Genomic DNA, 23,557 nt, shown 5'->3' on the forward strand with positions numbered 1-23,557 from the left:
TTACACGTAGATCGTGTAGATCTGGTTATCCCCGTCGCGTTTGGCAAGGGCAAGCGCTTCGCGCGTGGTACTCATCAACGCTTCGATCTCGGTGGAGGCGGTAATGCGCCCGGAGGAAACGATTCCCACACTCAAGTTGACCTTTAACTCGGTGTCGTCCAGCAAGGTTACTTTGGTGTTGGCAATGCCTTTGAGGATGCGCTCTGATACCTTTTCCGCTTCCGCGCCAACCACGCCCGGCAGGATGAGGATGAAGATATCGCCTTCGTAGCGACCCAGCCCGTCGTAGGGTCTGCTCTTATCGCGAATCCCTTGCGAGATGAGAGATAACACATCGTTCCCGATGCTTTTGCCATGCTGGTCGACGATGGCTTTGAAATTTTCAGCCTGAAAGGCGATCAGGCTGAGCGAAGCCTGGTTGCGGCGGGCGCGTTCCAACTCGCCGCGCGCCAGGTTGATGAAGGCCATCTGGTTCAAGGCGCCGGTCAGGTTGTCGAGCATGGCGGTGTGATCGAGCGTATCCTTCGCCTGCACAAGACGGTCGCCCAGGCTGAGGATGCGTTCGCCGATATTCACACGCGATTTTAATTCCACCGGCACGATCGGCTTGCGCAAATAATCATCCGCGCCGGTGCGCGGGGTGGTCACGTCCGATTCCTGCACTTTTTGCGTGATGAGCAGGATGTAAATGTAATAAGGGGGGCGCGCATCGCGCACGCGGCGGATAAAACCCCGTTCGTCGATGTCGGTGCCGATGCGGTCGGCGATGACAAAGCGGATCTCCTCGCTGTGCAGAAGTTTCCAGGCGGTGTCGCTATTTTCCGCGATCACAACCTCATGACCATTCACCTGTAACACCTGCTGAATGACCGTTCGTTCCATAAGATCGTTGTTGACGACGAGAATCTTCATTCGGCTCCTGATTTCGATTGATTATATCCCACTCCCCTCGTAGAATCCGCTCGTGTTGACAAACATATCCTCCCATAGTAATATTTGCGGCGCTCTCACCCCGCCGAGGTAGCTCAGTGGTAGAGCAGGGGACTCATAAGCCCTTGGTCGGGAGTCCGAATCTCCCCCTCGGCACTACAAAAATAAGTGGGACACTCTTCTTATGTATGGTGGTCTCTAGACAAAGGAGATCACCATGTATGCTTTAAAAACGCAAGACCAAGGGCTTATCACACTTTCCCAGCAGGATTATTTGCCCATTCTGGTTGATTCTTTTCTGATCGACCGCAGATCACAAAGGCTTTCTCCCGAAACCATTGAACTGTATACCAAGAAGCTGCAATACTTTCTAAAGTATTGTGAATGTCAGGCATTGACGCAAGTTTCTCAAATCACACCAGATTTTATCCGTCGGTATCTACTTGAACTCTCCGAGACGCACAATCCCGGCGGTGTACATGCTTGCTTCCGTCCACTGCGGACCATGCTGTATTGGATCGAAGAGGAAGAGATCATGCCTGAGGGTTGGAAGAACCCGATTCGTAAAATCAAAGCGCCGAAACTGCCGACTGATCCCATCGAGCCCATCCAGATCGAGGAAATCCATGAACTTCTGAAAACCTGCCAAAGCAATTACTCCGGAGTCCGCGACAAGGCGATGATGCTGGGATTGCTGGATACTGGCGCTCGCGCGAAAGAATTCCTGAACATCAACCTGGAAGATGTGGACATGGCAACCGGAGCGGTGATGATCCGTCAGAGCAAAGGGCGTAAGCCGCGCATGGTGTTCCTGGGACGAAAGACCATTAGGGCAATTCGTGGGTACCTTCGCTACCGGCATGACAACTTCCCTGCCATGTGGGTCTCCATTCACGGCGAGAGGATGACCTATGCCGCGTTACGCTGTCTGCTACGCCGGTGCGCGGAAAAGGTCGGACTGAAATCCATTCCCACTCCGCACGATTTCCGGCGGGCGTTTGCCTTGGTGATGTTGCGTAACGGCGTGGATATCTTTGCCCTGCAAAAACTGATGGGACATTCCGACCTGCAGATTTTGCGGCGTTATCTGGCACAGACCGATCAGGATATTCACACTGCCCACATGCGAGGTAGTCCGGTGGATAGCAATCTTTAGACAAGTCAAGAAGGAAGTTGTGATCTGTGCTTCGTAGGTAGCAGCCATGCATATTTTCTGGTATAGTAGGCTTGTTTCGTAAAACGGCACTATTTATGGAAAAGTGCCATTTTACGAAAGAGGTTACTATGAAAAATACTTATACTCAATTGCATCTCCCGGAATTGAAATCTACCTTTTCTGAGCATGTTTCCATTGCCAAAAATGAGTTGAGGAGCTTTTATCGGATGCGTACAGATGATTTCAATGAGCAATTTTTTAGGCGAGCTCTGTATGCTCTGGAGAAGGAACAGATCCTCGTTCCGCTGGGATCTGGGATGTATGCGTTTAAAGAACAAGAAGTTAAAAAGAGAAAGTTTCTTTATTCACCTTCTAAGGAGCTTTCTTCGATCCATCAAATCATTCAAAAGACGTTTCCATACCTGGACTACTTATGCTGGGAAACAATGATACTGCATGAGTTCATGACCCATCAACCCGGGCAAAACTTAATTCTTGTCGAAACTGACAAAGATGCGTGCGAGTCAGTTTTTAACCGATTGATGGAAAAACATACAGGCCGGGTTTTTCTGGATCCCAGTCGAAGCCTGATGGAGAATTATATCCTTCCACAAGCAAGTCCAATCATTGTGTTGCCTTTGACTTCAGAGGCGCCTCGCACGACACATAACAATATCCCTTTTCCAAAATTGGAGAAGACCCTTGTGGATATCCTGGTAGACAAAAACATATTCTTTGCCTTCCAAGGCGCGGAATTATCAAATATCTACGAAAACGCTTTTAATACTTATTGGTTGAATCAAAGGACTATGTTTCGATATGCCCGCCGCAGGAAGGCTGGGAAGACATTACAGGAATTTATACAAACTAAAACAGGAATACAACTCGAAATGCAACGGAAAAGCAAACAATGATCTCGAATCAATCCCGGACCAAAGAATGGATCATGCAGACTCGGAAGATTGCGGCCGGCAAGGATCCGATCTTGATCGAAAAGATGATCATGGCCTTGACCCTAGTCGAAAACCTGCGGTTGAGTGGACTAGATTTCATTTTTAAGGGCGGCACATGCCTGACACTATTGCTCGGAAAGCCGAGTCGATTCTCTATTGACATTGACATTGTCCTTCCCAAATCGCAAAACCTCCTTCTGTTTTTTGAATCGGTAATTGATCAGGGTGCTTTCTACCGTTATGAGGAGAATCGTCGCCCCGGCGAGTTACCCAAACAACACTACAAGTTCTTTTTTCACTCCATGATACAGAACAAAGAAAGTCGTGTGTTGCTGGATATCTTGTTTGATGAAAATCCATACCCACAATTACAGAAAGTAAACATAGACATACCCATTCTTTCGGTTGAAGGACAGATAACCGATGTAGTTTGTCCTGTGGTGGAGTGCTTAATAGGAGATAAGTTGACAGCTTTCGCTCCCAATACCACCGGAATTCAATATGGGTTGGGAAAAGACATTGAAATGGCGAAGCAGCTTTTCGATATTGGTGCATTGTTTGATGTTGTTTCTGATGTTGATCTCATATGCAAGACTTTTGAATGGACGGCCACAAAAGAGTTGTCTTATCGTGGAATGCCCGAGCTTACTCCCACAGATGTTCTCCTGGATTCGTTTCAGACAGCCTGTTTGATTGGTACACGTGGAGCAATTGCCGGTGGAGAGTATATCGAATTAGCAAGCGGAATCAAGAAACTGGTTGCTTTTGTTTACTCGGCGAACTTTACGATAGACACTGCTATTGTTTGCGCATCAAAGGTCGTGTATTTGGCTGGACTTATCTCGACACAAAGTACCAGTATTGAGAGATTCCAAAGAAATATTGACATTTCATCATGGGGTATTTCCAAGGCTGAATACGGCAGACTCAATAAACTGAAGAAAACAAGTCCGGAAGCTTTCTTCTACTTTTACCAAGGGATCAAACTGCTGGAACTATCTGAGAATAAGTAATCATTTATGGTGCCTCATAACAAAATAGAAAACAGTATGACCTCAATTATTCACCCGGCGTATTGGGTATAAAAAGATTTCAACAAAGGCAATCGTCCAGCAAGAACGCTTACTCATTTCTATAAAGGAAAACCATGACTACGCTACAAATCCGTCGCAAGGGAACTGCCGCTCTTCCTGCCAGTCTGCGTAAAAAATACAAACTGGAGGAAGGTCAAATATTGACACTCATTGATCTTGGCGAGGATACGATTTTGCTTACGACAAAAGTCTCGCAGGTGGACAAACTGGCTGATCAAATCGCTGAGGGATTTAACCATGAACATATTACTTTTGATGATTTGTTACAGGCACTGGATGAAGTACGCAAAACTTACACTTGAGACCCTCGTATAGAAATTCTGGACTGGGGACTATTCGCATTCATAAATCACGGAGCGTTACTTTAGTTAGAGATGATAAGCCGTAACATAATGGCCGAAAATTTCGGTTGTAAAACCGATTTTCTCGGTCATTACCTTTTCAATAGGATTGAAAAACCTTGGTGCCTCTCTTTGGATCAAAAGGTTTCGAAAAAGCTCTGATCTTCATTACGGACTGTGGTGAAGGTCATGCAAATGAACTCTCTCGATTCTTTGACATGAAGATTTCCCCTATACAAAATGAGTTTGATCAGTATGAAGTTGGTGGTGTTCTTGTAAGTGCCACCCGAGGCGAATGCCCCTGTACACGTTTAATCCAAGCCCCCTTTTCTGAAGGAATTGAAATTCCCGTACGACTGGTCCAATATGCCTCAGCAGATGACATTTTACAACTGTACTTATTTTGTACTTGAAATGAGTATGGTTGTAAAGGTGATTTGCCCTCACAAACCGATTGTATAAAACCTATACAGACGCAATTTGTAGTTGGCTGAATTATGTTTTATGTATACATTATTACGGAATTCGTATCTTTTTATACATGAGGCGCAATGAATTTGCATTCCAAAATCTTTGGCAGGAAAATTCTTGCCTGTTCATTGCCTGAACTAGCCGAGGACAAACCGAATTATCCAAAAACACTTTTAGGAAAAGGGCAATCATTTGCATCGCTGGTTTATCGAAAACCAACAAATACCAGCCTAACTACAATCGTGTTAGTTGGTTTTGCAATGCCGGCCTCCGCTTGTATTTTCCCCTAGTTTCTTCCAAATAGTCCTTCCATTCATCCGTTTTTCTAAGCAGTTTGTAAGCTTGTTTCACGCGTTTGAGCCAAGCCGTGGCAATTGGGTAATTCTTGCTTTTGGCCTCGGACATCAGGCGTTCCGCGTGCTTCAAACTGATCTTGGCAACCCATTCTGGACGATGCTGCATAACCCCATCAGCCACTGTTTCGACAACGGGATACCATACGTCGCGTCCCTCGGCTACTTGGATTGCCTCATCCCACTCTTCTTCCAGCAAATGTACTTCTGCCAAAACCTGCTTGTCATACGACTTGCGAAGTTTTGCCATCGCCTCCGGGCGCAAACTTCTCCAGCCTGAACCAGCCAATCGCTTGATCGTCTTATAAGTTTCCAGCGATGGATGCTCAACAAATGCAGCCAACCAGGCTGTCAGCGCTTGTTTTGTCCGTCCTTGCGCCTCTTCCACAGGTCCCAGCCATTCCCCTAGCCCTGCTTTTGATCCTTTCAGTTTTATGCCGTGTTCACCGACTTCAATAGCCTCAGCCACGAGGCGCAACTCTCGCAAGCGGCGGGCTACCTCCAGAGTCTCTTCGGCAGTGGTCAGATGCTTTTTGGCGTATTTCACCGCATCTACTGCTTGCTTGAGATCGCACAGTTTGAGGGCATAACGCAGATGACGTTCTTCTTTCTTGCACAGGGCAAGATATTCTTCGGTGCGTCCCTGCCGATCCAGCACGTTCAATTTGGCTTCAGTGAGATCATCGATGCCCGACATAATAGGAAGACCCCATTTACTGAACTCATCGTCGTCTTCCTCGTCCCAATCCTTGTCTTCATCCCAATCATCCGGTTCTTCGTCCTCATCAAATTTTGAGGCTATTCTTCGAACAGGTTCCATCTTTTTAGGGACATCTCCCCATCCATACTTCGCGGCTTGAACGGCAGTATCCAAGTTGCCTTCCATCCCATAATCGCCGGCGTAATCGATCAACTTCTCCAGCCTGCGGACCAGCCTGTCGCGTTCGACTTGGCTGAGTTCCATGCTCAAAATGGCTTCAGCCAACGACGGGCCCAGATCGCCCACAAAACCGCCCAATTCGCCGTCCGAGTCGTCAATATATTCAATACCTCGGCTGGACTCCTCAAGCAATACAAGCAGAATTTCATGCGCCGTCTCGGCGTCCCCAGCATCCAGGAATTTCATGGCGGATTCCTGCACTTCGCGCAATTGATTCGCCAGTCCGCCCACATGCCAGTACGCTTCCGACATTCTCATGCCATCCAAGCTGTGGGCGATGCTGAGAATACGGCGGCGATAGACTTCGATATCCACTTTTTTCCTGCGCTTCTTTTTGGATTTCGAAGGGACAGCTGTTATGGCTTCGATCCGATCATACAGGTCGGGCTGTTCTTGGATCATTTTGGTTAATATCGCGGTGAGATCGTCACGATCCAGATCGGCTAGAAGTTCCTCAGGCGCTTTGCGCATGGTGAATGATTTTGGATGATGCAAGTAGGCGAGCAACAGGGCAACGATGTGTTTGCAGTAGCCGCCATATTCGTAGAGGCACGTACAGGATGCATCGGCAATGCCCGCCTCATCCAGTTCCGCTTGCGCCCGATAATAGGGCGAATATGTGCCAGCGCATTCGCCGCTCAACACCGTGTCTTGAATGGCGGTATTCGAGATCGCGCCTTCCTCAAAATATTCCTTGCCGCGCCGAAAACTTTCCGGGCTGGCTCCCGCGCGAATTATGCTTTCCGTGATTTTAGGTACTTTCATCTTTGCCTTTATCAGCTATTAGTGAGGATTGTATCTTGCGCCTGTTGCGTCATTTAATCTATAAGACATGAAATAATTATGCCAGTGACGTTTTCATCTCCAGCGCTGACTTCAACACCTCCGGTAACTCGCCGGAATACGTCAACACCAATCGTTGACCTGCCCTTGTTGTTGCCATATAGAGTTTGCGGGTATTGTCGCGGATCAGCCCTTCCCGCTCTCCGTCTGAAAGCCGCAGGGATTGCTCCTGTTCAAATAACAAGCGTAAACCAACCAGAAAAACAATCGGGCTTTCCAATCCCGCGCCGGCATTGATGGTGGTCACCCGCACATAATCGCCGGGATAATTATCCTTCGGGTCCAACGCGGCGTTTTTCCCGAGTCGGTCATCAATTGCCTGAATAAGATTGTTCACGCCCCATCCATCGCCGTGCAGTAAAAGCATTTGTTTCTTTGGAAATCCCTGCTTCACGAGACTCTGTACTTCGTTAGCGACGCGCGCAATCTCATCTTGAGGGCTAGTGAGGCTGATGATTTGCGGGAACTTTCCATTGGGCATATTGAGCAAATCTGGAGCAAGAATATCATCGTCTTTTTCCTCCGCCAGGCGCAGGCGATACAGCAGGGTGGCAAACTGCAAGATCTCACGCGTCGTGCGATAACTGCGACGTAGATGATGAGTATGCCCGCGCGCTTCCAGTCCAAGCGATTTCCACGAAGCGCCGCGCCCTAAAAATCCCTGCGTCGGATCCGCCACGACGAAAAGATGTCCATTTTGTGGATTAAGCGATTTCTGGATCAAGCGCATCCACAATGGCGCAAAGAACTGGGCTTCATCAATGAGGACGATATCGTACTCTGGCAATTGCACCCGACCGCTTTCAGAGAATTGCCAAAGGAGTTGGGGGATGTCGCCCCAATCCAATGCGCCTCTTTTCTTCAGGGATGCCTGATACTCCTGCGCTGCATCGAACACCTGCTGACGCTGTTCCGCGTTCAATGGAAACCCGCGCCCGCGGCGGTCGGCGTTGAGATATTCCTCGCGGGAGAGTGGGACCTGGTCTTTCAGCCAATCCAATTCATTCTGGAACATGCTTGTTGAAATGGTCGAGTCTTGCAAATGGCTCCGCCAAATTTCCTCGATAATCCTCCTGCGGGCAGTGAGTTTGAGAGGCTCGATCCATTTTGGCTCATGGAGCCAATGATGATAACACCAGCCGTTGAACGTCCGCCATTCGATATTTTTTGGGGAGCGACCTTCAAGGCGGGCGAAGCGTCCTTCCATATCGCGGCTCAACGGGCGGTTATGTGTCAGAACCAGGAAACGCTTATTTGGATACAGATGGTACAACAGGCGTAGACGATACAACAGGATAAGCGTCTTGCCGCTGCCGGTGACGCCGTTAATGATGTTGAGCCGCAGATCGCCGGGAAGAGGCTGATCGTCGGCTGGCAGTTCGAGATCTGATTTGACCGCCGCTTCCTGATCGTAATCCAGCAGGTAATTGGTCAAGCCGGCTGCCATGCGCCGCTCAAAGGCCGGGCGGACGGTCATCTCAGCCGGAACAACCACCTCGGGGGTGAAGCGCTGGCGAAGTTTTTCCAGCCAGATCGAATCCAGAGGCGTGGATGGCAAATACTTGTCCAATACAGGGCTGGTATCTGATTGAAGCGGTTCTTTTCCAATCCAATGGGCTTCTCCAGATTTTCGATCCAGACGGCTTGCCAGCACTCGTTTCTGTGGAATGTTTGGGAAAATCACCAGCGTTTCAATCTTCTGGTCCGAAGGCAGTTTCAATTCACGGATGAATTTCTCCAGCAAGGCATTTTCATCCTGTCCCAAAGGTTTGCGTTCGTTTGCGAGGAGTAACATCTGTGCGGCGGTATCAGCCTGATCCGTTGCCGCAGAACTGACCTTGATTAACAACGCTTTGCCAAGTTCATCCAGCACAAGAAAATCAGGCGCGTCAATTTGCCACGGCGCAAGGTGATGCCAGATGAAGTAGGTATCGGGCAGGGATTTTAGCGCGCGAAAGACTTGCAGAACTTCCTTCGGTATGGTTTGAGGCGGGGTGTCGGGCAGGATGTGAGCCATGACGTTTTCAGTCTAATCTGCCATCGGGTACAGTGATGGCATGACAACCGTCAATCAAGTTCCGAACCATGACCATTGTTTCTTGATGGGTTCCGTCATATTGATCGGCATCAAGCATGTGATGACTGCCGACCAGGATCAACTTGGTGCGCGGGCGTGTCACGGCTACATTTAGACGCTGGGGTTGGAACAGGAAATCTGCAACCTGCGCGGCAAATTTAGCGCTGGCAGTGGCGAAAGAGACGATAATCACCTCGCGTTCCTGTCCCTGCATCCGCTCGACCGTATCTACTACGAGGCGGTTAGCAAGATCGTTCTCCAGCAGATTTCTGCGAATCAGGCTGCGTATCAAGCGGCTTTGAGCGCGATAGGGCACAACCACGCCAATGTCTTCCGGAGATACGTCCCGCATGAACAGGGACAGGATCAACTCCATGACAACATCCGCTTCGATACGGCTACGCACAGTCGTATTTTGGTGGCAGAGATCGAGAAAGACCGCAGGCGAAGCGGGATCCAAGGCAAAATCCCAGCGAGTCGTTTCTGGCGATAAATTCAAACGCCTTCCCGCTGCCTCTTCGCTTGACTTGAGTTCGTTGCGATAAAAGGTTCGGCTGGGCCATTCTGTCAGAGTATCATTCAAGCGGTAGGTCACATCCAGCATGGTTTCGTTTCCACGACCTGCGAGATAACCGAATATGGATGCCTGTGTGGCTTCCGTCGCCGAAAATACCGTGACCGGGGGCAGTTGCTTTTCGTCCCCGATGAAAACATATTTACTGCCCGCCAGCATTCCCATGATCGCCAGCGGCAAAGTGATTTGCGAGGCTTCGTCGAACAGCGCCACGTCGAATTCAACACCGGATAATCTTCTGGATTGCAGGGCAAATGGTGTGGCGCCGATCACATACCCGCCGCTGTTTTCTCCAAAGCGCGATTGATCGAATCTCTCAAAGTTCGGAACATTGAGATCGCTTGCATGCCGTCCTTCGCCGATCTTGCAGACGGGAATCGAATCGTCCACTTGCGAGATTTTATTCAGCGCATTGTGGATGGCGCGGTGGGTAAGGGCAGTGACGAAGACGCGGCGTCCATCTTTTACGAGAAGACGCGCAAGATGTGCAAGCATAAGAGTCTTGCCAGTGCCGGGCGGACCTTGAATCAAGTGTAGGAGGTCGGTTGCATACGAGAGCGCTACCGCCTCCATTTGGCTGTCATTGAGTCCGGCATTTTGTAATTCGCTCCGGGCGCGCTCGTAGCGGGCATAGTCTATTTTTGGAGAGAGGGAGCCTTGAAGCAATGGCAGGATCGTAGAGCGTCCCAACTGTGAATCAGCAACAGCGTTCAGCGCCTCCAGGTAAAACGGGCTGGCGTCGAACCAATCCTGATCCATGATCCAACTCTCAGGGTTGGAAGCAAGAAAAACTTCATTGCCGCGAATCAGGCTGACTTCGAGGTCGGTTTCCCCGTCGTACTGCAGTTCACAATGCAGGGCGTCCGGATCGTGGGGATCATCACGGTGCAGCAAGACCAGATCGCCTTCACGAAAGCGCGAGTCGTTGGTGATGCACGAGAGGCGGATAATCCCGTTCTTCACCTGTTCGACGCGCAGTCCTTCGATTGCCCAGCCTCTTGCAACCCGCTCCTGAAGCGGATGCGACCATTGTTTTTCCAGGGCGCGATATTGAGCGTCCGCTTCGGCTTGAACAAATTTTCGGAGCCTTTTCAGGAATTCTGGAGTCGAGTCGTCCATAGTGTGATAGCCTCCATTGTACCTGCAAGATGGTTTGGAGAAAACTACATCACGCTGTCCAGTATTCTTCCAAGACTATGCACGAAAACGAATGGTCGCATCAAATGATATTGAAAATCGCGCATTCGTTTCCAGGCGGGAATGTAAAAAGACGAAAGGCTATTCGCCTTGATTTGAAATGGTATTCATTACGTGAATAATCACGCAAGGATAAAATAGGATCCTTAAGGCTAAATTCAGCTTGTAACAATAACGAAAAATTACCGACACCAACTCCCCACCCCCATTTCCATTCGGATATTCTTGCGCCCACTGAATGGAAACAAACACCTTTCTCACCAAATCTCCCAACCTGGAAATCTACCAGACTGACGATCTGCGAAAGTGGATCGGCATTTACCTGCATGCCTGCCGTTCCCGCAATCTTGCCGGCGGCGCCATCGAGTTTTACAGCAAGAAACTCAATACCTTTGCCAGGTTCTGCTTGGAAAACAATGTAGCCAACGTAAGCCAGATTAGTGCCGACATGATCCGTCAATTCCTGATCTCACTCGATGAAAATGGGCATCGTCCCGCTGGAGTTCATGGCTATTATCGTTCCGTCAAAACCTTTTTGAAATGGTATGAACGCGAAATCGAGCCGGAGAACTGGCGCAACCCGATCAACAAGGTTGATGCGCCTTTCGTGCCTCTCGAACCGCTGGATCCGGTAAGTATCGAAACGATCAAGACCATGTTGGAAACCTGCAAGCGGGGAAAACTCTCCGATGCGCGCGATAAAGCATCGCTTCTAGTATTACTGGATACTGGCATGCGCCTAGCGGTATTATATTATCAATATATCTGCATTTCATGTGCAAGGGATTATCAAAATGATAATCATCCAAAAATACCGCCATATATAGGCAAGAGTGTTGACAAAAGCAGAGTTTTACATACATATGTGGGCAAAAATTATTGTCCATTGTGTGTCTAACTCATAAGCCCTTGGTCGGGAGTCCGAATCTCCCCCTCGGCACACGCCCGCCCACTGTGGCGGGTTTTCGTTTTGCGGATACAATCAGGTTGGATGTAATCCCGCTTCTCTCGCGACTTCGATATGGATACCCTCCTGAAACATTTCACCCTCATCGACGGGACCGGGCGCAAGCCGGTCGCGGATGCGGTCATTGCCATACGCGATGGAAAAATCTCCTATGCCGGACCAGCCTCCACTTGGGAGGGCGAAGCGGGCGGCGAATCCATCACGCTTGATTTGAATGGCGCGTACATCCTGCCGGGTCTCATCGACACGCATGTCCATCTCTCCGGCTCGGGTGAAGCGGACAGTCAGTTCTATGCGCCGACAGGGCAGATGGCGTTGAAGATTCTCTCGAACGCGCAAAAGAATCTCGCGGCGGGAATCACCACTGCGCGCGATCTTGGCGGCTGGAGCGAACTCGAATTCGATGTCCGTCGTTCCATCCAACGCGGTGATTTTGCGGGTCCGCGCCTGTGTTTGGCGGGGCGATTCATTTCCATCACCGAAGCGGGCGCGGAGTATTACGCGGGCATGTATCGCGTGGCAGATGGCGTGGACGAGGTGCGCAAGGCGGTGCGCGAACAGGTGAAGCATGGCGCGGATGTGATCAAGATGGGCGTGACGGGAGCGGTGTTGGTGGAAAGCGGCGCGCCCGGTGTGACGCATTTCAATGAGGATGAAATTCAAGCGCTGGTGGATGAGGCAAAAAAGTTTGGCAAGCCGGTGGCCATGCACGCGCACGGCATTGACGGGATTCGCAAAGCGGTGGAAGCGGGCGTGACCACGCTGGAGCATGGAACGTATTTGCATCGCGACCCTGGCGTGATCCGCCTGATGGCGCAACGCGGGGTCTTTTTGGTGCCGACCTTGAAAGCGGGGTGGGATATTATTTTGGCGGAGAAATCGAACATCCCCGACTGGATCATGCGGAAGAATGTCGATTCACAGGGCGATGCGGCAAAAAGTTTGAAGGCGGCGCACGAGACCGGCGCGCGGGTTGCGATGGGTTCGGATGTGGGCACGCCGTTGAATTATCACGGCGAGAACGCGCTCGAAATATATTGGATGGAGCAGGCGGGTCTTTCGAAGATGGAAGCGCTCGTTGCGGCGACAGGCAATGCGGCGAAAGCCCTGGGCTGGGATTCGTGGCTGGGCACGCTCGAAGCAGGCAAGGTCGCCGACCTAATCGCGCACGAGAAGAATCCGCTGGAGGATTTGCGCGCGCTGGCGGATAAAGAGAGTTTGCGACTGGTAATGAAAGATGGGGAAGTGGCGGCGAGCCATGCGGGGAGCGTTTTGCCGAATGAATTGTTGGCGAAACAGGTGTTGACGATTCGTTAGGCGTTAACTGATTTGTCTATTCGGGTTAGACAGGCAGAACTAGCTCCACGCGAATCACACGATCCCCCGAATCAAATGCGGACCCAACATCCGCACGGCGAAGGCAGGTAATCGCTTCCACAGCCAGATCGCAAACTGAAACTTCGGGCTTTTCTGATTCAACTCAGGGATCTCTCCGCCTTTCGGCAGATAATACCAATACGCCAGCGGAACTTTGCGCGGCTTCCACTTGAATTTGAAGGTCTCATTACCTGAACCATTCAAGCTGCGTCCCATGTCGCAGACTTTGATTCCTTTTTGGATGTAATGCTCAAGGATGTTCCAGTACAAACACTCGCCCGCATACTCCGCGCGATATTTGTGCAGGATGTTCGCGTGTAAATTTGTCGCGGTATCTTCGTGATAGGCAAGCACCGCACTCCCGACGAGTGAATCGTCCGCGGTTTTGATGACAATAAATTCGAGTTTATCTCCAAGCAGGGATGCCATCGTCTGCAAGTATTTCATTGAATGATAAGGCGAGCCAAGTTCGTGCATACTCTGCGCTAATGCCTCGTAAGTTTCATCCAGCAATTCGAGTTGACCAAACGTAACTTTGAATCCCTTGCGCAGTGACTGGCGCGTGTGTTTGCGGTGTTGGTGACCGAATGTTTGCATCAGATCTTCGGGATTGGATGGGAGGTCAAGCAAATAGGTGGAGTAGATCGGGTTTTGAATCCACGACGGGGGAGGCGCGTTGTTATCTTCCATAAATCGAACGACGACGTATTCAACCTTCAACTCATCGGCAAGTTTCTGAGCTTCTTCTAAAAGTCCATCGCGCGCTTCGGCGGAGGAAAATGCAAATCCGCCGAACGAGCCGAACGGGGACGTTGCCAGATAATTTCCAAAGATGGGATGTCGAACATGCGTGAGGGCGAGGATGCCTGTGACTTCATTATTTTTCACGGCTTCAAAGCGATAGGTTTCATAGCCGTAAATTTCTTTTACGAGACCAGTCCACGAATCGAGGGCGGTGAACGTCGCGGCGAACGAAAGAGACTCTGGCACGCGCAGAGGTGAGTTGAAGGAGAGTTTTTTGACTTCAAGGTTGGTCACTTAATTTCTCATCAATCGCGTGTTAGAGAACGCGATCCTACACAAATATTTGTTAGACCTTTTGCATAAGGTAATTGTAGGTCAGGCTTTAAGCCTGACGCTCTTCTGCCATTTGACACATGGCGGGTTGAAAACCCGCCCTACGAATACTTCGCCCCGTCATTGCGAGCCACGAAGTGGCGAAGCAATCCCCGTCATGGAATCGGAGATCACCTCATCAAGATACGATTTCAACGATGAAGTTGGGAAACTCCTCAACAAGTTTCGCAAGAACGGAGACTTGTCCCAGAGAAAAGGGACGAGGTGGGGATTCCGAATCAGGTCGCGTGTGAGGCGTGAAGAGGAGGGAGGCTTCACCAGCTCGTAGGGGTGCATGATGATGACGGGGGAATGTCCGCGCTTGAGTTCTTCTTCGATGATGGAAAGAATGCGGCGAGGCGTGAAACCGATGCTGAAGCTTGAGCCGTAGGGAAATTCTCCACCGAGCAAAAGTTTGAACGAGAAATCGCGCGGCGCGACAAAATTTTCATGAGCATCGCGCGTCCGCCATGTGCTGACGGGAATCTCCCACATCTTTCCTTTTTGCAACAGCGTGCCAGCGGGCGCATAGATGGACGAACTATATTGGAAGCCGAACGATTCGAGCAGCGGATACGCCGCCTCGCTGATGCCGACCATTGGGGCGCGATAGCCTTGCACATTATATTGTTTGCACCACGCGGACGAGTCACGCAAATCATTTGCGAGTTGATCCACGTTTACCAACGGACGATGGAACTGGCAATGCAGACCGAGTTCGTGACCCGCGTCCACAATTTTTTGCGGCACGTCGGGATACCACTCCGCGATCTCGCCAACGAGATAGATGCTGGCTTTGGAATCGCCGAGTTGGTCGAGGATCGAATCGATCGCGCGGGAGGTGAATCTGCCATCCATGTCGCGGCGAATCGTTTTGTCGCGGATATGATCGTAGTGACGGAACAACGCGAAGACGGGTTCGTAATCAATGCTCAATAAGACGCGGGGAGAAATGGACATCAGTTCAGTAGTTTCGTAGTTTGATCGTTATGTAGTTACTTGCTCGGCGGTGATGATTTCCTCAACTATCCGATCATGCCGTTGATGAGCCGTTTCGATTCGGTCGCGAGAGAATATGCGGCGTTGAGGTTTTCATCGGTGATGTATTTACGGTCAAGAGCAAGATACAACTCGGATTGTACTTCACTCGCAGACCGTCTCGACATTTCCAGAAATCGGATGAAGTTCGGGTTGGTTCCAGAATCAAATCCTTCAGCGATATTGTGCATGACGGAGCCCGCCGCGCCTTGAATCTGATCGCGCAACCGAAAATCCTTTGAGACCTTTGGCTGTTCGGTTAAATCATAAATGTAGTTAGCCAATTGGCGAGCCTTCTGCCAACTCTGCAGATCCTCAAAACGATTTATCTTTGCCATGTGTTCCTCCTTTACATAATAAAGGGCGGTCATTCGGCGCAAAGCCGCACAACCACCCAACTACAAAACTATTCAACTACCAAACTAACAAACTATCTAACGATCCACGTTCCCGTTTCACCCTTCAGCGCGCGCCCGATATTTTCGGGGTTGGTGATGATCGCCGCGCCGCCGCCGTTTTCCAAATAACGGATCGCGGCTTGCACTTTCGGCGCCATCGAACCTTTGGCGAAATGTTTGCCTTCCTCGAGATACGCCTGCGCTTCGGCGCGAGTCATTTTGTCGAGCCATTGCTGGTCGGGCTTGCCGAAGTTGATCGCCACTTTTTCAACCGCCGTTGCGACGATAAAAATTTCGGCGTTGATCGAACTCGCGAGCAGTGACGATGCGAAATCCTTGTCAATGACTGCGGCAGTGCCGACGAGTTCACCGTCGCCGCGATCAATCACGGGGATGCCCCCGCCGCCCACGGTGATGACAACCTGCCCTGCGGAAAGAAGCGTCTTCACCGCATCCAGCTCGACGATCTCTTTCGGCAGCGGGGACGCGACGACTCTCCTCCAGCCTCTGCCTGCATCTTCCACCACCGACCAGCCCATCTCTTTTTCGCGTCGCTTCGCCTCGGCTTCATCCATGAAACTTCCAATCGGCTTGGTCGGCTTTTTGAACGCGGCGTCTTCTTTATCCACCAACACTTGCGTGACAATCGTGCAGACTTTCTTGTCCATGCCGCGTTTAAAAAATTCGTTGCGCAACGCTTGTTGCAATTCATATCCGATCGCGCCCTGCGAGTCCGCGCCACACACATCAAGCGGGACTTCATGCATCCCCTCCACTTTCGCGGCGATCTCTGAGCGGCGCAGGATGAACCCCACTTGCGGCCCGTTGCCGTGACCGATGGCGAGGTCCCAGCCCGCCTCGATCATATCCGCGAGGTGGACGGCTGTTTCGCGCAACGCAACTTCCTGATCTTCGACGGTGACGCGCTTATCGTCTTTGATGAGGGCATTGCCGCCGATGGCGACGACTGCTAGTTTAGTCATGTAGTCTCCTGGTCTTATAGTCCGGTAGTTTCGTGGTCATATGATAGTCACACAGCCTCCAGAGTCATTAGACTTTATCGGTAATAAGCCGAACAAACCATTTTGGACGCTGACCGCGTAACGCGCAGAAAACGCAGATTTTGTTCTTTGAATCAGCGTTGGTCAGCGTTTTTCTGCGTCCCCATTTTTATTTTCGATAGAGTCTATTGGCTATCCGACTATGTGACTATCAAACTATTCGACTAACTAACTCATCGTCAACGCCATCACGGCTTTCTGCGCGTGGAGGCGGTTCTCGGCTTCATCGTAGACAACCGAATGTTTGCCGTCTATCACGCCGTCGGTGACTTCGAGTCCGCGGTCGGCGGGGAGGCAGTGCATGTAGATCGAGTCTTCCTTGGTGAGTCCCATGCGGCGCTCGTCGGTGATCCATGATTTGTATTTGTCAATCAGGGCTTTGCCTTCTTCTTTGCCTGTCGTTGTGAGAAGCGGACCCCAACTCTTGGGATACACCACATCCGCATCTTTGAAGGCTTCGTCCATGTTGTCGGTCACATCGAAACCGACGCCGTATTTCTTCGCGTTGTCCTTTGCCTGTTGCATGATGTCGGGCATGAGTTTGAACTCAGGCGGGTGAGCCAGCACCACGTCGCAACCGAAGCGGGTCATTTGCAGGATCAACGATTGCGGCACCGAGATCGGTTTGCTGTACGACGCGGCATACGCCCACGAGACGACGACTTTCTTTTTCTTCAAGTCGCGTCCCTTCTTTTCGATGACGGTCATAATATCCGCCAGACATTGGAAGGGATGATACACATCGCATTGCATGTTGAGGATCGGCGCGCGGCTGGCTTTGGCAACCTCGTTGATATATTGATTGCCATATTGCCAGTCGCATTGACGGATGGCAATGCCGTCGAAGTAGCGACCGAAAATTTCGCCGATCTCTTTCGCGGTATCGCCGTGCGAAATTTGAGTCGTTTCGCTGTCAATGAACGCGGCATGTCCGCCGAGTTGTGCCATGCCCGCCTCGAACGATCCGCGTGTGCGCGTGGACGTGAAGAAGAACAGCATGGCAAGGACTTTGTCGCGCAACAACGCGTGCGGTTCACCGAGCGCGCGCTTGCGTTTCAAATCCCACGCCACGTCTAAAACGGTTTCGACTTCCTCTTTGGTGAAGTCGAGGTCGCCGATGAAATCGCGGCCTCTGAAGTTGGTTTGCATAAGTTAGTCTCCTGGTTTTTTAGTCTTATAGTCGCAGAGCGACTAGTGAGATTTTTACTTGATCAAACTCGGCAAGATCGCGTAGAACTCCGTCGCTTTGACCATATCTTCGAGCGAGACGGAATCGTTGACAGTGTGCGCGGTCTCTTCGTCGCCTGGACCGAATCCGATTGACGGGATGCCTGCTTTGCCCGCCCAGTAGATTCCGTTCGTGGAGAAGTTCCACTTGCCGCTGGGGGCGGGAGTCAAGCCGATTTGTTCACGCGCCAGCTGTCCCGCGCGGACGAGCGGATGGTCTTCCTCCAATGCCCACGCGGGGAAATATTTATCCACAGGGAAAACGAATCCCGTATACGAAGGCTCATCGTAAAAAAGTTCTTCAAGTTTGACGCTGTCTTTGAACTCCTTGGGAATCAACGCCTCGACCTGCGCCCGCACCTGCTCCTTCGTTTCGCCGAACGTCATGCGCCGATCAATGAAGATGACCGCCTCATCAGGCACCGCGTTGATGGACGGCGTTTTGACGTGCATGTCGCTGACGGTGATCTTGCCATGCCCGAGAAATTCATGGTCGCCGAGTTGCGGTTCGAGATCGCGGATGCCCGCGATGATGGGAAGTAATTTGTAGATGGCGTTGTCGCCGAGATGATTCGACGCGGCGTGCGCGCTGCGTCCCTTCGACGTGATCTTCATCTCGAGCCGCCCCTTGTGTCCGCGATACGTGAGCATCTTCGTCGGCTCACCGATGACGACAAAATCGGGTTTGATGCCAGGGTCAACTTCAACGAACGTGTTGGGCGCGATGCCGTCACACCATTCTTCCATGTTGCCGAAGTAATACGCCGTCCAGCCGTCGAGCAGACCGAGATCGCGCGCCATCGCCAAGCCGTAGATCATCCCAGGTGTGGAGCCTTTTTCATCGCACGCGCCGCGCGCATAAAGCACACCATTTTCAATTTTGCCTTTGAACGGATCCCATCCCCACATGGACGGATCGCCCACCCCAACCGTATCAATGTGCGAATCATAGACGATGACTCGCTCCCCATTTCCGATGCGCCCGATGGTGTTGCCCATCTTGTCGAAGCGGGCTTCGTCGAAACCCAACTTCTTCATTTCTGCCTGAACACGCTCGCCGACGGGGCCGATCTTGGAATCCATACTCGGAATCTCGCAAATTTCGAGCATGAACTGGATCATCTCTTCGCGTGAGTTGTTGACTCGCTTTTGTATTTCTTGTAGTTTGTTTGTCATAGTTTTTCCTTTTTTACCACGAAGGACACAACGGACACAAAGGAATAAGTCAATGGTTTTCCTTTGTGAACTTCGTGTCCTTCGTGTTTAATTTGTATTTCCTACCCGCCGATTGACGTGGAAATGGAAATAGCCTGGAATAAAATAACTCACCGAAAAATCCACCACGTTGTTCTTGAGATCGAATAACTGCGACTCGAACTTCAGCAGAACATCATCGCGTTGGATTTCGAGCGGCTTGGCAACGTCGGCATGGGCGTTAGTCGCGCCGACGACTGCGCGGGAGATTCCGAGTTTGTCGCCGCGGGCGAGCAGAAAGTCGAGGACAGAGCCGCTGAAGTTGGAGGGCAGATCGGACGGCTTGAGAATCGACTCGGGCAGGATGTCCACCAAATAGGCGGCGGGACGGCGGTCGGCGCGGATCACGCGTTGGATGCGCGTGAGGCGCGTCTTTTCGGCGACGCCGAGTCCCTTTGCAGAGTCGGCATCCGCATCGAATTGCTCGATCTGCAGATCGCTGACGGTGATTTCCAAGTTCATGCGCCGCGCCATCGTCTCGATACTTTCGAGTTTTTCAAGACCCGCGTCAATTGCTCGAATCTTGCCGACCACATACGTGCCAGAACCTTGACGACGCCGAATCACGCCTTGCGTTTCGAACGTGCGCATCGCTTCGCGCAACGTGGCGCGCGACACGCCGAGTTGTTTCGCAAGTTCAGGCTCCGAGATCAAGCGCTGACCTGCGGGCGTCTTCGCGATCAATTTTGCGAGATCGGCTTGCAATCGTTGAAAGGGAAAATTTGCCATCACGACTCCAATACGGGAATAAATTCAAACTTCGTCACATCCACCAAGCCTTTGTCCGAGATCCGCAATTCGGGGATGACCACGAGCGCCAGCAAACTCAATTGCATGTTCGGGTTATTCAACTCGCACCCACACATCTTAAATCCCTCCAAAATGGATTCGGCTTTGCGCGCCACGATGTCCGCTTTCTCGGTGGACATCAACCCCGCGATTTTTAACTCGACTTGACCGATCACCTCGCCATTGCGGACGACGACCTGCCCGCCTCCGCTTCGCGCCAAGGTGTTGCCTGCCACCGCCATCGACGCGTCATCGGTGCCGACGACGATCATGTGATGCGAGTCATGCGCGACGGTAGACGCAATGGCGCATTTCGCGGTGAATCCAAACCCGCTGACAAGCCCCAGCGTGATGCCGCCCGTGGCTTTGTGACGTTCGACGAGGGCAATCTTGGCGAGGTCGCGGGTGATGTCGGCTTTGATCTCGCCGTATTCGGGTTGAAGGTCGAAGGTCAAATGTCGCGTGCCTGCATGGTTTTCAATGATGCCAATTACATTGGCTTTGACCTGTGACCTTGGACTTGTGACTTGTAATTTAAAGTCTTCGGCTTTCAACCGCCTCTTCAACTTCACCGAATTCTTCACCCACGCGGGATAGGTGAATTTCGACAAATTCACTTTCCACGTTCCACTTTCTGCAATCACTCTTCCTTTTGCAATCACCACATCCGCCTTGAAGTTTTTCAAATCTTCCACCAACACCACATCCGCCCAGCGGCCGGGGGCGATCATACCCATATCTTTGCTCACGCCGAAATGTTCGGCGGTATTGATGGTCATCATTTGAATCGCGGTCATCGGCGGAAGTCCCTGCTCGATGGCGTGACGCAGGACGCGATCCATGTGACCTTCGCCTGTCAACGTCCCCGCGTGCGAGTCGTCGGTGCAGAGGATGAAGCGGCGCGAATCAAGTTTCTTTTCGGTAATGGCCTTCACCTGCGCGGCCACATCGTGCCACGCCGACCCGTAACGGAGCATGGATTTCATGCCCTGTCGCACGCGCGCCACCGCGTCTTCGAGGCGCGTGCCTTCGTGGTCGTCCTCCGCGCCGCCTGCCACGTAGCCATGAAATGGAATTCCCAGATCGGGCGAGGCGTAATGTCCGCCGATGGTTTTGCCCGCCGCGTGGGTGAGCGACATTTCAGCGAGCATGTTTTTATCGCCCATGAACACGCCGGGAAAGTTCATCATCTCGCCCAAGCCGATGATGCCCTTCCATTTCATCGCCGCCGCCACCTCTTTCGGTCCGATGGATGCGCCGGGCGTTTCGAGCCCGGGCGCGGAGGGGACGCACGACGGCATCTGCACCCACACGTGGATGGGTTGCTTTTGCGCTTCGTCCACCATCAACTTGACGCCGCGCAAGCCGAACACGTTGGCGATCTCGTGCGGGTCAATGAACATGCCGGTCGTGCCGCGCGCCGCGACCGCGCGCACGAACTCAGTGACGGTGACCATGCCCGACTCGACGTGCATGTGTCCATCCAGCAACCCCGGCACGAGGAAACGTCCCTTCGCTTCGATGACCTTCGTCTTTTTGCCGATGGCGTGTTGCGCATCGCGTCCAACATAAGCAATGTGACCGTCCACGATGGCAATATCCGTGTCGGGGATGATCTCGCCGGATTGCACGCTGACCCACCTGCCGCCGCGAATCACAAGGTCGGCGGGCGCGCGCCCCATGGCGATATCAACAAGGGAACAAGTTAGTTTTGTGGAGGATGGCATTGATACTCCGTAGTTCGTATTGCGTATCGTTCTCACGCAGTTGAACTGCGTGAGAAACAAAAGATGGGTCTAAACGTTTGAACGTTCCAACGTGCTAACCTGCCAACAAGCGTTTTGCGGCTTGGTTGTGTTTCTCCGCAAGTTGACGTTCATCCAGAGTGGAGAGTTGACCTTCTTTGACGATGAACTTTCCGCCGACGACGGTGTAATCGGCATTGACGGGTTGACCGAAGACAATCGCCGAAACGGGATCGTGCATCCCTGCGAAGCCGAGTTTGTTCAAGTTGACGGCGAAGAAGTCGGCGCATTTGCCACTTTCCAAACTTCCGATATCTTTTCTGCCTAACACCGCCGCCCCACCGCGCGTTCCTAGATATAACGCTTCGCGGGCGGTCATGAGTTTTCTATTTGGATCATCGGATAATGAGTAGCCTGTAATTCCCTCTTTCACGCGAGACAACAACATCGCGTTGCGGACTTCGGCGAGAAGATGTGAACCGTCATTGGATGCGGAGCCGTCCACGCCCAAGCCAACATTCACACCTGCTTTGCGATATTCTTTGATCGGCGCGACGCCAGAGGCGAGTCGCATGTTCGAGGTGGGACAGTGCGCCACTCCGCAGTTGTGCTTGGCGAAGACTTTGATCTCTTCGTCATTCACCCACACGGCGTGCGCGAACCAGACATCGTCGCCAACCCAATCCACTTCTTGCATGTACCCGCCTGGGCGATGACCGAATTTCTCCAAGCAAAATTGTTCCTCGTCTTCGGTCTCGGCGAGATGCGTGTGCAGATGCACGCCATATTCACGCGCGAGCTTGGCAGATTGTTTCATCAGTTCGCCTGTCACGCTGAACGGTGAACACGGAGCCAAAACAATTTGCACCATCGAGCCTGGTTTCGCGTCGTGATATTTTTGGATGAGACGTAGCGAGTCTTTGAGGATAGACTCTTCATCGTCCACCACGCTGTCGGGCGGGAGACCGCCATCCGCTTCGCCCAGCGACATGGAGCCGCGCGAGGCGTGGAGGCGGAGTCCCACTTCCGCGGCCGCGGCAATCTCATCGTCGAGTTTTGAACCGTTTGGGTAGAGGTAGAGATGGTCAGAAGCCGTTGTGCATCCAGACAAGGCAAGTTCCGCGAGGGCGGTTTGAGTCGAGGTGAAAATATCGTGGGGCGTGAGGCGAGCCCAGATCGGGTAGAGCGTTTTGAGCCAGTTGAAGAGGTTGGCATCTTGCGCGGCAGGGACGGCGCGCGTGAGGGTCTGGTAGAAGTGGTGATGCGTGTTGACGAGGCCCGGGAGGAGGACGTGACCTTTGAGGTCGAGGGTTTCATCGGCCTCGCTGGACAAACTGGAAGTTTGTCCTACTTGTTCAATGAAACCGTCGCGGATAAAAAGACCGCCATCGGGGATTTCGGTGTGGTGGTCGTCCATGGTGAGGAGGTGGGCGTTTTTGATGAGGAGGGTGGGCATGGGGGGAGGAGTAAGTGGTAATTAGTAATTGGTGATTGGTAATTGGTGAATGAGAGAATTGGAGAATTGGAGATTAGGGACTGGAGACTGGAGATTGTTTGGTGGCAAGTGGACTAGACGAAAGTTGTCTGACAACTTGAAGTGTAGCGGAAAGTAGGGAGGATGTCAATTAGGGGATATGTGACTTCGCTAAACTTCAA

The 23,557-nt window shown here is 51.8% G+C and carries 19 protein-coding genes and 1 tRNA gene; 7 read left to right on the forward strand and 13 right to left on the reverse strand.

Annotation, left to right across the window (positions count from 1 at the left end; translation table 11 throughout):
• Complete coding sequence (locus AC16KF_RS14175; RefSeq protein WP_484037985.1) at positions 1-912, reverse strand: GGDEF domain-containing response regulator; 912 nt, start codon at positions 910-912, stop codon at positions 1-3.
• Positions 913-1,014: 102 nt separating this feature from the next.
• Here AC16KF_RS14175 and AC16KF_RS14180 point away from each other — a divergent pair.
• The 5 genes from AC16KF_RS14180 (at position 1,015) to AC16KF_RS14200 (ending at position 4,435) form a co-directional block, all read left to right on the forward strand.
• Positions 1,015-1,086: transfer RNA gene (locus AC16KF_RS14180), tRNA-Met, on the forward strand.
• A 61-nt stretch (positions 1,087-1,147) separates the two neighbouring features.
• Complete coding sequence (locus tag AC16KF_RS14185) at positions 1,148-2,086, forward strand: tyrosine-type recombinase/integrase (protein ID WP_484037986.1); 939 nt, start codon at positions 1,148-1,150, stop codon at positions 2,084-2,086.
• Positions 2,087-2,214: 128 nt separating this feature from the next.
• A complete protein-coding gene (locus tag AC16KF_RS14190) occupies positions 2,215-3,000 on the forward strand; it encodes a DUF6577 family protein (protein ID WP_484037987.1) in 786 nt (261 codons plus the stop codon).
• Positions 2,997-4,052: a nucleotidyl transferase AbiEii/AbiGii toxin family protein gene (locus tag AC16KF_RS14195; RefSeq protein WP_484037988.1), complete on the forward strand. Its 1,056-nt coding sequence runs from the start codon at positions 2,997-2,999 to the stop codon at positions 4,050-4,052. The genes AC16KF_RS14190 and AC16KF_RS14195 overlap by 4 nt, the downstream gene beginning before the upstream one ends.
• A 134-nt stretch (positions 4,053-4,186) precedes the next feature.
• Positions 4,187-4,435, forward strand: coding sequence for an AbrB/MazE/SpoVT family DNA-binding domain-containing protein (locus tag AC16KF_RS14200; RefSeq protein WP_484037989.1), 249 nt, complete (start codon positions 4,187-4,189; stop codon positions 4,433-4,435).
• A 744-nt stretch (positions 4,436-5,179) separates the two neighbouring features.
• Here AC16KF_RS14200 and AC16KF_RS14205 read toward each other — a convergent pair.
• From AC16KF_RS14205 to AC16KF_RS14215, 3 genes are all read right to left on the reverse strand, one after another.
• Positions 5,180-7,003, reverse strand: coding sequence for an SWIM zinc finger family protein (locus AC16KF_RS14205; RefSeq protein ID WP_484037990.1), 1,824 nt, complete (start codon positions 7,001-7,003; stop codon positions 5,180-5,182).
• 76 nt (positions 7,004-7,079) lie between these two features.
• Complete coding sequence (locus tag AC16KF_RS14210) at positions 7,080-9,098, reverse strand: UvrD-helicase domain-containing protein (RefSeq protein WP_484037991.1); 2,019 nt, start codon at positions 9,096-9,098, stop codon at positions 7,080-7,082.
• A 7-nt stretch (positions 9,099-9,105) separates the two neighbouring features.
• Complete coding sequence (locus AC16KF_RS14215; RefSeq protein ID WP_484037992.1) at positions 9,106-10,851, reverse strand: DEAD/DEAH box helicase; 1,746 nt, start codon at positions 10,849-10,851, stop codon at positions 9,106-9,108.
• 316 nt (positions 10,852-11,167) lie between these two features.
• On the opposite strand from AC16KF_RS14215, the gene AC16KF_RS14220 reads away from it, so the two are divergent.
• Together AC16KF_RS14220 and AC16KF_RS14225 are read left to right on the forward strand one after the other, a co-directional pair.
• On the forward strand, positions 11,168-11,827 hold the full coding sequence (locus tag AC16KF_RS14220; RefSeq protein WP_484037993.1) for a tyrosine-type recombinase/integrase: 660 nt from the start codon (positions 11,168-11,170) through the stop codon (positions 11,825-11,827).
• Between the two features lie 123 nt (positions 11,828-11,950).
• Positions 11,951-13,213 carry a metal-dependent hydrolase family protein gene (locus tag AC16KF_RS14225; protein ID WP_484037994.1) on the forward strand — a complete coding sequence of 421 codons (1,263 nt, stop codon included), beginning with the start codon at positions 11,951-11,953 and terminating at the stop codon, positions 13,211-13,213.
• A gap of 54 nt (positions 13,214-13,267) precedes the next feature.
• Here AC16KF_RS14225 and AC16KF_RS14230 read toward each other — a convergent pair whose 3' ends face one another.
• The 9 genes from AC16KF_RS14230 to AC16KF_RS14270 form a co-directional block, all read right to left on the reverse strand.
• On the reverse strand, positions 13,268-14,311 hold the full coding sequence (locus AC16KF_RS14230) for a GNAT family N-acetyltransferase (RefSeq protein ID WP_484037995.1): 1,044 nt from the start codon (positions 14,309-14,311) through the stop codon (positions 13,268-13,270).
• 159 nt (positions 14,312-14,470) lie between these two features.
• A complete protein-coding gene (locus AC16KF_RS14235; protein ID WP_484037996.1) occupies positions 14,471-15,349 on the reverse strand; it encodes a polysaccharide deacetylase family protein in 879 nt (292 codons plus the stop codon).
• A gap of 65 nt (positions 15,350-15,414) precedes the next feature.
• Positions 15,415-15,765 carry a four helix bundle protein gene (locus AC16KF_RS14240; RefSeq protein WP_484037997.1) on the reverse strand — a complete coding sequence of 117 codons (351 nt, stop codon included), beginning with the start codon at positions 15,763-15,765 and terminating at the stop codon, positions 15,415-15,417.
• Positions 15,766-15,857: 92 nt separating this feature from the next.
• Positions 15,858-16,808, reverse strand: a complete 951-nt coding sequence (arcC, locus tag AC16KF_RS14245) for a carbamate kinase (protein ID WP_484037998.1) — start codon at positions 16,806-16,808, stop codon at positions 15,858-15,860.
• A gap of 246 nt (positions 16,809-17,054) precedes the next feature.
• The gene (locus AC16KF_RS14250) at positions 17,055-18,035 is read right to left on the reverse strand and encodes an ornithine carbamoyltransferase (RefSeq protein WP_484037999.1); all 981 of its coding nucleotides are present in this window, start codon (positions 18,033-18,035) and stop codon (positions 17,055-17,057) included.
• Between the two features lie 54 nt (positions 18,036-18,089).
• Complete coding sequence (locus AC16KF_RS14255) at positions 18,090-19,289, reverse strand: YgeY family selenium metabolism-linked hydrolase (RefSeq protein WP_484038000.1); 1,200 nt, start codon at positions 19,287-19,289, stop codon at positions 18,090-18,092.
• Between the two features lie 87 nt (positions 19,290-19,376).
• A complete protein-coding gene (locus AC16KF_RS14260; RefSeq protein WP_484038001.1) occupies positions 19,377-20,096 on the reverse strand; it encodes a GntR family transcriptional regulator in 720 nt (239 codons plus the stop codon).
• Positions 20,096-21,883: an adenine deaminase gene (gene ade, locus AC16KF_RS14265; protein WP_484038002.1), complete on the reverse strand. Its 1,788-nt coding sequence runs from the start codon at positions 21,881-21,883 to the stop codon at positions 20,096-20,098. Before ade ends, AC16KF_RS14260 begins: the two co-directional genes overlap by 1 nt.
• A 94-nt stretch (positions 21,884-21,977) precedes the next feature.
• A complete protein-coding gene (locus AC16KF_RS14270; protein ID WP_484038003.1) occupies positions 21,978-23,357 on the reverse strand; it encodes an 8-oxoguanine deaminase in 1,380 nt (459 codons plus the stop codon).
• Positions 23,358-23,557 lie beyond the last annotated feature (200 nt).

The organism is Candidatus Defluviilinea gracilis (assembly GCF_057138825.1).